The organism is Saccharicrinis carchari, assembly GCF_900182605.1.
Lineage (GTDB): Bacteria > Bacteroidota > Bacteroidia > Bacteroidales > Marinilabiliaceae > Saccharicrinis > Saccharicrinis carchari.
Genome location: NZ_FXTB01000007.1, coordinates 1 through 10,244 on the forward strand (window position 1 = coordinate 1; position 10,244 = coordinate 10,244).

Here is a 10,244-nt window from a genome sequence, read left to right on the forward strand (position 1 = left end):
GCACTTTAAGGGGTCAGCATCCGCCGGAATGTCATGCTAAATTCATGACTTCAACCAACGTTTGCTAAGGGGGTCAGCTTGCTCCGGAATATCCACATAGATCCAAAGAAATCCGTTTTTAATACGTCCCAGACAAAGATTCTGAACAAATGGTTTTATCTAATATTTGTTGCTATGGGCATGGCATTTCTATTGGCTTTGATTTACGATGTTATTTAATTAATAATCTGACGAAGAACCCCACCCGCTATCGCACAACCTGCTCCATCAAAACGGAGATTGCATCGCGTGATAAAGAGATATAAAAAAACAAAATGCTGCATTTTAAAAGTGCGGCTTTTGTTTTGTAAGCTCTCCGTCGGGAGCCGGACAAGCTGGTTTGGCTGCTCTGTACATTGACGATGAATCCACCGATAACGATGGTGGAATGTACTTTACCCATACCGATTATCAAGGAAATTTATTAGCTTTAAGCATTGAATCGGGTAATGTGGTAGAACGCTACGTCCCGATGAGCGCAGCAATTTCGGGAACACCATGCTATCACGTTTCTTAAGTCCCAACCCGTTTTCTATCGATATCAATTGGATAATGGCAGGGGATGCCGATATTCTTAATTCATTCACTGAAACGGGCCAAATTATTTCAGGGAGTTACTTGTTCCATAATCTGTATTCAGGAAGAGTAGATACTATTTACCCTTAATTTGATATATTAACGGTTGCAAGACTTAAAATTAACCCTCCGTTCCTTTTTTAATTTTTTCAACAGCTTCTTCCTTCTCCTCTGTACTGGGACTATCTGTTGTATTTTGTGCATATTGAGCTTTAGAACTGTATAACAATTTGCTGTATATGGGAAAATGATCGGAACCAATGTTTTTTTGGCGTTCCATGGCAATCAGCTTAAAGTCATTGCTATGAAAGATATGATCTAAAGGCCAACGCAACAGCAGATGACCGGCATGAAAAGTATTGAAAAAACCACGTCCTCTTCTCGGATCGAGTAGTCCACTCATTTTAAGGAATAAGCTGGTTGTGCGCGACCAGGCCACATCGTTGAGATCGCCCATCACCAAAATGGTTTCGTTGTCGGCATCTAACTTATTGGCTACCATAAGTAGTTCGGCATCGCGCTCGGCTGACGTTTCGTTTTGCGAAGGGCTGGGGGGTGCGGGATGCAGACAAAACAGCCGGATTGTTTTTCCCGATTTTAACTTCACCGTTGTTTCAATAGAAGGCACATCCGATTCAACCAAATAGTTCACCTCGGCATCTATCAGCTCCAGGCGCGAATACAAATGCATGCCATAAAGGTTATCCAAAGGCACTTTTACCGTATAGGGATAATCCGGCTCTAAAACATTCAACTTGTCTTCCCACCACTTGTCCGATTCGAGCGTGAGCAGTATATCTGGATTTTTTTTTCGCACCACCTCCAACAGACGATGCGACTGCCTATTGGGGGTTAGCACATTACTCACCAATACCGAAACGGTGTTATCCTTCTCCGGCTCAATTATCTGGTTTTGAACACTAAGCACCTGTTTAGGCGCTAACAACGTATATGGGTAAATACGGTATGCCTGATAAGCCAAACTGCACAACAACAGAAACAACAGGAAGAAATGCCATAGTTCGGAGAAATCGTAAACCCACGCTGTTAACATGAGAGTAATAAGCAGCAAGGCACTTATTTGAATACGTGGAAAATCGAATGCTCTTATCCACCAATCATCCCATTTTAAGCGGGATGCAAAAGTAGCCGAAATTGTAACTATAGCAAGGATAAAGGTGATAATTCGGCTAAGGCTAAACGGATCCTGAAATATAGTCATCATAATTATCAGTTAATTACCTGTGTGAACCTATCCTTAACTACAGCAAAAAAATAGCATCGGAACTTCGATTCACTCGTTATATCATGGTAAAATATTTTTTTTTGTTAGCACTTGTTCATCCCTCAAAATAATACATTAAACCTCTATCCCACTATATAAAAAATGTGCTTACATCTGTGGCATCGGCATATTTCACCAACAAGGCGGTGGTTTCGGTCAGGGCTTCTTCAAGTTCATCTTTGGCATTAAAGCCAATATAAATAAATATAATTTTATTTGTTTTATGGTTTATCATGGTTCGGGTAGAATCGCTTGTGGGTGTACCAAAGGCACCCACGGCATCCCTGAATACAGGCAGCCGCTCAATGTTCAGCTCACCCCTACCTATTCCCTCATAAGGTTCTTTTGCTTTTCCAATGCCCAGGGATATGTTGCCTACAATTTGACTGGCATCGTATCCACAAATCGAAAATCCTGTTTTAATAGAAATGTAATTTAATACATCCACAGCATTCAATATCTCATATAATCCCTTGCCATTGGCAATCCTGCGCATGAGCGCTTCGGCGGCAGGACGATACCGGTTGGGGTCTTTACCGAGAGCCCGGTAGGCATCTTTGGTGGCCTTTACGTTTGGTGTTTGCCTTATGGTTTCAGGACTTAGTTTTACTTGTAGTTTTTCAATCTGTTTTCGGATCCAAACGCCTTGATCTGGTGAAGTGGGCGCTATAGCTACCGAAGCCTCCAATCCGGCCAACTGTATTTGTGGTAAAATATTTTTTATTTCGGACTGTATGCTTATTATCGCCATGAGTTCCTTTACTTTTTTATTGTTGGACAAAGTTAACATTTAAGTCCAAAAAACAGACCCTATTCCATACCATTTAGTAGGAGTTAGCACTCCTTGCGTTTTCAATAAGTATTATATTGAATACTATGAGTAGGGTTTTGGCATTGCGATCTCTGTTTTTTTTACTTTCTTTAGTGTTAAAACAAATTCCCGGTACAATGCCGGTAAAAGGTAAAAAATATGATAGGTAAAGATATAATTCCCGATGATTTAAAATGTGTGATATTTGATATGGATGGCGTTCTGTACGATTCGATGAAAAACCATGAGATAACATGGCGGAAATCGTTTCAGAGCGAGGGTATCGACTTTCCGGGATACGAGGCCTATATGCATGAGGGCAGACCCGGACACGAAACCATAGCTTATGTGTTTAAAGAATATGTAAAGAAAGAGGCTACGCAGGAGGACAAAGATAGGGTGTATAACGAAAAAGTACGCCTGATGTCCAAAATGCCGGCTGCAGAAAAAATGCCCATGGTAAAAGAGCTCATAAATTTGTTACGGGAGAGGGAAATAAGTATTTGGGTAGTGACCGGCTCAAAGCAGCCTACCTTATTGAACAGGTTGAGTCAGGATTTTGAGATAGCGCCAAGCCATATCGTAAGTGCCAGGGATGTAACCCAAGGCAAACCACATCCCCAGCCCTATTTAATGGCTATACAGGGTTCAGGTTTTATTGCTTCGCAATGTATGGTGGTGGAGAATGCGCCTTTGGGAGTGCGATCGTCAAAAGCTGCAGGTATAACTACTATTGCTGTTAATACGGGTGTATTAAAAGATGAGGTATTAAGCAATGAAGGTGCCGACATAGTACTACCCGATACAAGAAGTTTATATGCCTATATGGTGGCTCATTTTAAGACAGGATAATTAACATATAAAGTAGATGGTAGTTAAAAATGCCCATAGGAATCTAAAATGGATATAAATTAACAGAATAGAAACTACGTCCCTTTTGAGATGGAATACTTGGTTGGTTTAGGTTCTGCCATTTCAATTGCCTACCACAGTCATGCGTAGCGTATGCTTTTAACTGCCAGTGTGGCTTATGCATACTACGAATAAATAGTAGCCAATATATTACGGTGTCCTCCATGATTTCTGAACTCACACAAATAAATGCCTTGCCAGGTGCCCATATTTAGTCGTCCTTTGGTGATGGGAATATTCAAGGAGCAGCCCACCAAACTCGATTTTATGTGTGATGGCATGTCATCGCTCCCCTCGAGCGTATGCGTATATTCCGGTCTGTTTTCGGGTACCATGGTGTTAAGGATGGTTTCAAAATCAACGCGTACCGAGGGGTCGGCATTTTCGTTAATTGTAAGCCCCGCCGAGGTGTGCTGGACAAAAAGGTTCAATAAGCCGGTTTCGGGCAAGTTCAGGTGCGATTCGATGTAGGAAGTTATGAGATGAAAGCCCCTTTGTTTTTCGGGCAACCGAAGTTGTATTTGTTGTATCATGCGTGTTTTTTTATTCATAGAGTATGGGGTATTGCCATACGATGCCACTTGCCATTTCAAGTACTTATATAACTACAATTAAACTTGTTATTTATTGCATGATATCAAAATGCTTCATGGCAAAAACCATGGCGTAATCTTCAATCTCGTTGCATATCTCCCGGTAGGCCAACAATTTTTCCTGGTCGGTTCCTTCGGCCAAGCGTGGATCTTTAAACGGATGGCAGATTATTTCGCCCGGTTCGTGCGTCCATACTAAATCATCGGGCGATGAGTGATCGGCAACAATCACATAGTCAAATCTGTGCTGCTTATAATCTGAAATATTGGACGAAGTGTTTTTGCTGATATCGATAACAGATTCCATCATGGCTTTCTGAGCCAGCATGTGCACGGGTTCGATATTGGTTCCGGCACAGAACACCTTGGCCTGGCCCTTCAAATAATAATTCAGCCATCCTTGCAGCATTTGCGAACGTGCTGCGTTTCTTTCGGTGTAGATTAAAATTTTTTTCATATCGTTCAGGTTATTTCTATCTTATCAAAGATAGACAAATTGATGATAGGGGCACAATGTTGATTATGTTTTTTACCACTAAGGCACAGGGGGCACAGAGAATCTTTGTGTCCTTTGTGTCTCTGTGGTTATTTTGTTTTTTTACCAATTTCTTTGTGTTCTTTGTGTCTGTGGTTATCTTCAATTCACAATATACTTCTTCAGTGTCCCGAGGAAAAACTGATCAATAATATCGCTGATGAATCTGCTCATTTCCTCACGCGTTTCCTGCGTGGCAGTGCCCACATGGGGCGTTAGTACCGCATTGTCCATGGCCAGCAGTTCCTTGGGGATGTGGGGTTCGTTTTCATACACGTCCAATCCGGCACCAGCTATCTCCTTGTTTTTTAATGCCGCTATAAGTTCGGGCTCGTTGATAACGCTTCCCCGTGCCGTGTTAATTACGATGGCCGTGTTTTTCATAGCCTTGAATTGCGCAGCGCCCATCAGATGATGGGTTTCCGGTGTCAAGGGGGTGTTCAGCGAAACCACATCGGCCGATTTAAGTAATACTTCCAAGGACACTTTAGTAGCCTGATATTCCTCTTCAATATCGGGACTCAGTTGTTTGCGATTGTGATAAACGATGTGCATGCCAAAGGCCAATGCCCGCCGAGCCAATGCCTGACCTATGGCCCCCATGCCGATGATGCCCAGCGTTTTTCCATAAAGGGTAGTACTCAGGTTTTTCATCACCCCGGTTTGCACGCCTTCGGGGCTTCGGAGTTGGTTATTCATCTTACCTATTTGCCGGGCCGCTGCCACCATCAGCCCCATGGCCAGCTCTGCCGTGGGCTCGGTTACCGGGTCGGGCGTATTGGTAACGGTGATGCCTTTTTTGCGGGCATAATCGATATCGATATTATCATAGCCCACCCCAAAATTGGCTATCAGCTTCAGTTTTTTCGCCCTGTCGATAAGCTGATTGCTCAGTGCATGCCCGAACACCGAAACGATGGCATCCACTGTTTCAATGTGTTCTTCAATTTCCTTCTCGCTCATCGCATCCCCTTTGGGAATGATAACCTGGAATTGATCGCTTAGGCTGTCAAAACCATCGCTGGGTATTTGCGCCATTATCAGTATTTTTTTCTTCATGACATACAACGTATTAAAAAAGTAAATCTATCGTTTTTAAGATTATTTTAAAAGTATATTTCTGTTTAATCCGCTTGGATGTTTACTTTTGTCTATCATCTTTTTACTTTTACCCTTTACCTTGATTCTAAACTTGTACTCTGAACTAGTACTTGTATGGCAAAGCACCTATTAAAAATTTTTCATGCTTAAAAAGCTTTTACTTCTATCTGTCATTTTGTTTTGTAGCGCAACTTCGTATGCCCAGCAAAACATCCATATCACCGGCACGGTAAAATCTTTCGAGGGGCTGCCGCTGGACCTTGTCAACGTTTCGGTAAAGGATAATCCCGGCGGGAGCATCACGAACCAGGAAGGGGAGTTTACCCTAAAGATAAAAACGCCATGGCCTTTGGGCCTTGTTTTCAGCCGCATTGGTTACCAGCAGCAGGAATTGACATTAGATAGCGCAGCGGCCACAAAGCCCCTGGTAATTGTTCTGTCGGCAAAATCGGAATCACTGGAAACGGTGGACGTAAAGGCCAGGCGACAGAGCGAGCAGAACTTCACGGCCATCGACTCTAAGCTGTCGACCACACTGCCGGATGCTACGGGTGGGGGCATAGAAGCCTTGGTGAAAACGCAGATGGGCGTGAGCTCCAACAACGAGTTGAGTTCGCAATACAGGGTGCGCGGCGGTAACTTCGACGAGAATCTGGTGTATGTAAACGATATAGAGATTTACCGCCCCATGCTCATACGTGCCGGACAGCAGGAGGGCTTGAGCTTTGTGAACCCCGAAATGGTTTCCGACGTGCAGTTTTCGGCCGGGGGGTTCGATGCCCGTTATGGCGATAAAATGTCGTCGGTGCTGGACATAACCTACAAGCAGCCTACCCATTTTGCCGGGAGTGCATCCGCCAGCCTGCTGGGCGCCAACGCCCACGTTGAGGGAACGGACAGGAGCCAGAAGTTTACCCACATTACCGGCTTGCGTTACAAAACCAATAAATATTTGGTGAGCAGTACCGATGTGTCGGGCGATTACAGACCCGCCTTTTTCGATTTACAAAGCTATCTGACCTATCAGATAACTGATAAATGGCGTTTAGGTTTTTTGGGCAACGTGTCCCGGAACCAGTACAATTTTAAACCTGTGGACAGGGAAACCAGCTTTGGTACCATCAATGAGGCCAAAAAATTGAAAATCTATTTTGAGGGCCAGGAGAAAGACGAGTTTTTAACCGGCTTTGCCGCCGGAACCATCGACTTTATGCCCAACAGTCTGCACCATTATAAGCTTACCGTTTCGGGATACCGTACATCGGAAGATGAGAATTATGATATTCTCGGGCAATACTGGTTACAGGAGTTGGAAGGAGAAGATGGACAAATATCGGACGCCGAACGGATTGCTACAGGAATAGGGGTAGGATCGTACCTTGAGCATGCGCGCAACTACTTGTTTGGAGCCATTAGCAACGTAGCGCTACGCGGTGCCCATCGTTGGGGAGATAACAATATGGAGTGGGAAGTGAAATATCAGCACGAGCGCTTTTCGGATATTATCAACGAATGGGAAATGCGCGATTCGGCCGATTTTAATATCCCCATCAATCCCGATAAACTGGAATTGATATATGCCTACAACGCCGAAAACGATATATCCTCCAATCGCTACACGGCCTTTGTGCAAGAGAAAAGACGCTTTGAGCTGCCGAGGAGTAGGATGGATGTATCATTAGGAGTGCGGGGCAATTATTGGGATTTCAACGGTGAGCTTTTAATCAGTCCCAGGCTGGGCATAAGTCTAACGCCCGAGTGGGAGCGGGATTTCAGGTTTCGTTTTTCCACAGGTCTGTATTATCAATCGCCTTTTTACAAGGAGTACCGTTCGCAGGGAGGTGGCATCAATTACAACATCAAAGCCCAAGAGTCGATCCATTTTGTTGGGGGTATGGACTATTACTTTACAAGGGGGGAGCGTCCGTTTAAATTATCTACGGAGCTTTATTATAAAAAGATGAAGAACCTGATTCCCTATCAAATTGATAATGTGCGCATCCGATATTCGGCAAAAAACAATGCCGAGGGCTACGTTGCGGGTATCGATATGAAGATAAACGGCGAGTTTGTCAAGGGCGTTGAGTCCTGGGCCACCCTCTCGCTCATGCGCACGGAGGAGGATTTAAAGGACGATTCATATAAAGATGGGCAAACGGGCCAAAAGATAAGTCCGGGCTATATCCCACGCCCGTCGGACCAACGTATGAACTTTAGCCTGATGTTTCAGGATTATTTCCGCAACAACCCATCCTTTAAGGTGAATCTGAATTTTTTATACGGTACAGGCTTGCCATTCGGCCCGCCACGCAGCGAGCGTTATAAAGCCATAAACCGTATGCCGGCCTATCGCAGGGTGGATATTGGGTTCTCCAAGGAGATAACCGGCACTCAGCTTAACCCCAACGTAACAGCGGGCACCTTTAAAAATATATGGATAGGGCTGGAGGTATTTAACCTTTTTAACATCAACAACACCATATCCTACTTTTGGGTAAGCGATGTAAGTAATCGTCAGTATGCCGTGCCCAATTATTTGACCTCGCGCAGGATAAACCTTAAGTTGGTAACGCGTTTTTAGATTTTACAGCCTCAACTATTTATATCCCATTATTTGAAGCACAACGTGCACAGGAAACTAAATACTGCGCTCCGATATAACGGACTACCCTGCCAGCAGATTTTTCTTTCTTTCTTCATACTCTGCCCTACTCCCCACTTTCTTTATCTTTCGTAACAACCGCCGTCCCCCTTCGAGGTGCTGTGCCGGATACTCCCAGAAGCATTTCAGGTGGTTTAGAATCTGATGCTCCGAATAGCCAAATTCCCTGAGATTATTTAAAAACAGATCGTGCAAGTGTGACATGGTATTGCGCCATTCCTGTTCGGGACGTAACATGCAGGGATTGGCCAGCAGTCCACGGCCAATCATCCAGGCAGCAACATCCGGGAATTGTTGCTCCAGATCATCCAGAATCTTACTTGAGGTGATATCGCCATTGCCAACTACCGTATAACGATGACTTAAATCTTTAAATACATCCCAATTGGGACGGCTCTTATATTGCTGAATGCCCAGACGGGGGTGTACGATGATTTCTTCCAGCGGAAATTGGCTTAACACTTCCATTACCGGTTTTATTTCGTTGGAGTCCTCCCAGCCCAGGCGTAGTTTTACGGATAATCTGAGTAAAATGTCGGTATCAAAAAAAGCAGTCATCATATTGAGCAGCATATTTGGGTGGGGCAACAGGCCGGAACCTAACCTTCGTTTACTCAGCATCGGGAAAGGGCAACCCAGGTTCAGGTTAATTTCAGTAAATCCCCTATCCACCATTGTATAGCCAAACCGCAATAATTCTTCGGCTGAGTTGGTAAGCACCTGAGGGATTATATTTATTTGCGGGCGGGCTGTTAATTGTTTTTCGATCCCAAAATTCCCCTCCCTGTCTGCCCTGTAAAACGGGGTAAAATATTTATCCACACCACCTATCAAATTGTTAAAGGCCAAATAGTACGGCAGAGTGGTATAGCTCTGTAAGGGGGCAAAATATATCGATGTTTTCACAGTGAGAGATGTAAGTGCGGTTAAAATTACAAATTAGTACCTAAGAACAAAATAACGGTTTAAATTTAGTATTTTTGCCCGCAATCGATTAAAATTTTAGCATATTGAAAACAGAAGCCGATCCTTTAGGCAGCGCTTGTCGCGATTATTTAGCCGGAGAAAAAAATGCAGAGATAATTGTGGAATCGAACCTGGTGGAAGACGACGTTATTCCGGTGGAATATCTTTTTAGGTCGTTTAACCAAATGCCCGAACTCGAAAAAATGGCACTCACCCTAAGCACAGGGCGTATACTGGATGTGGGCGCCGGAGCCGGAACGCATGCGCTGCATCTTCAGCAAAGCAATAAACAGGTGTATGCCAACGAAATAAGTGCTGCTGCATGCGAGGTAATGCGCCAACGCGACGTGAAAAATATATTGCAGCAAGATTTTTACACGCTGCCCGAAGATATAAAGTACGACACCATACTAATGCTGATGAACGGGATAGGAATAGCACAGGAAACCGCCAACCTTAAAAAATTCTTTGCCAAAGTAAAAGCATTGTTGGCACCCAATGGCTGTCTGCTTGTTGATAGCTCCGATTTACGGTATCTTTTTGAAGAGGACGATGGTAGCCTGCTTATCAACCTAAACGAAGATTATTATGGCGAGATACATTACCGCATGAAATACAAGGACATACAAGGAAATTCATTTAAATGGCTCTTTATTGACGACGCACTGTTGAAGTATTATGCAGCGCAAAATGGTTTTATGATGGAGAAAATAGCCGATGGACATCATTACGATTACCTGTGCAAGCTTACAGTTAAATAAGTA

Annotated in this window: 9 protein-coding genes; 3 read left to right on the forward strand and 6 right to left on the reverse strand. The window is 43.9% G+C overall.

The annotated features are described in order from the left end of the window. Positions 1-736: 736 nt before the first annotated feature. Positions 737-1,840: an endonuclease/exonuclease/phosphatase family protein gene (locus tag FN809_RS12645; protein WP_221929421.1), complete on the reverse strand. Its 1,104-nt coding sequence runs from the start codon at positions 1,838-1,840 to the stop codon at positions 737-739. A 151-nt stretch (positions 1,841-1,991) separates the two neighbouring features. Beyond that, the gene (locus FN809_RS12650; protein WP_246095596.1) at positions 1,992-2,681 is read right to left on the reverse strand and encodes a B3/B4 domain-containing protein; all 690 of its coding nucleotides are present in this window, start codon (positions 2,679-2,681) and stop codon (positions 1,992-1,994) included. Between the two features lie 189 nt (positions 2,682-2,870). On the opposite strand from FN809_RS12650, the gene FN809_RS12655 reads away from it, so the two are divergent. Then, a complete protein-coding gene (locus tag FN809_RS12655; protein WP_142533897.1) occupies positions 2,871-3,563 on the forward strand; it encodes an HAD family hydrolase in 693 nt (230 codons plus the stop codon). A 185-nt stretch (positions 3,564-3,748) separates the two neighbouring features. On the opposite strand, the gene FN809_RS12660 is transcribed toward FN809_RS12655, so the two are convergent. The 3 genes from FN809_RS12660 to FN809_RS12670 form a co-directional block, all read right to left on the reverse strand. Further along, positions 3,749-4,156, reverse strand: a complete 408-nt coding sequence (locus FN809_RS12660; RefSeq protein WP_142533898.1) for a secondary thiamine-phosphate synthase enzyme YjbQ — start codon at positions 4,154-4,156, stop codon at positions 3,749-3,751. Positions 4,157-4,247: 91 nt separating this feature from the next. Continuing rightward, positions 4,248-4,673, reverse strand: coding sequence for an arsenate reductase/protein-tyrosine-phosphatase family protein (locus tag FN809_RS12665; protein WP_142533899.1), 426 nt, complete (start codon positions 4,671-4,673; stop codon positions 4,248-4,250). A 180-nt stretch (positions 4,674-4,853) separates the two neighbouring features. Beyond that, on the reverse strand, positions 4,854-5,810 hold the full coding sequence (locus FN809_RS12670; RefSeq protein ID WP_142533900.1) for an NAD(P)-dependent oxidoreductase: 957 nt from the start codon (positions 5,808-5,810) through the stop codon (positions 4,854-4,856). A 184-nt stretch (positions 5,811-5,994) separates the two neighbouring features. On the opposite strand from FN809_RS12670, the gene FN809_RS12675 reads away from it, so the two are divergent. Next, positions 5,995-8,433, forward strand: coding sequence for a TonB-dependent receptor (locus FN809_RS12675; RefSeq protein ID WP_142533901.1), 2,439 nt, complete (start codon positions 5,995-5,997; stop codon positions 8,431-8,433). An 84-nt stretch (positions 8,434-8,517) separates the two neighbouring features. Here FN809_RS12675 and FN809_RS12680 read toward each other — a convergent pair whose 3' ends face one another. Continuing rightward, positions 8,518-9,420 (reverse strand): tRNA-dihydrouridine synthase family protein, encoded by a 903-nt coding sequence (locus tag FN809_RS12680; protein WP_185957549.1) that lies wholly within the window; start codon positions 9,418-9,420, stop codon positions 8,518-8,520. 104 nt (positions 9,421-9,524) lie between these two features. On the opposite strand from FN809_RS12680, the gene FN809_RS12685 reads away from it, so the two are divergent. Beyond that, entirely contained in the window at positions 9,525-10,241 is a 717-nt protein-coding gene (locus FN809_RS12685) for a class I SAM-dependent methyltransferase (protein ID WP_246095597.1), read from the forward strand. The last annotated feature ends 3 nt before the right edge of the window (positions 10,242-10,244 follow it).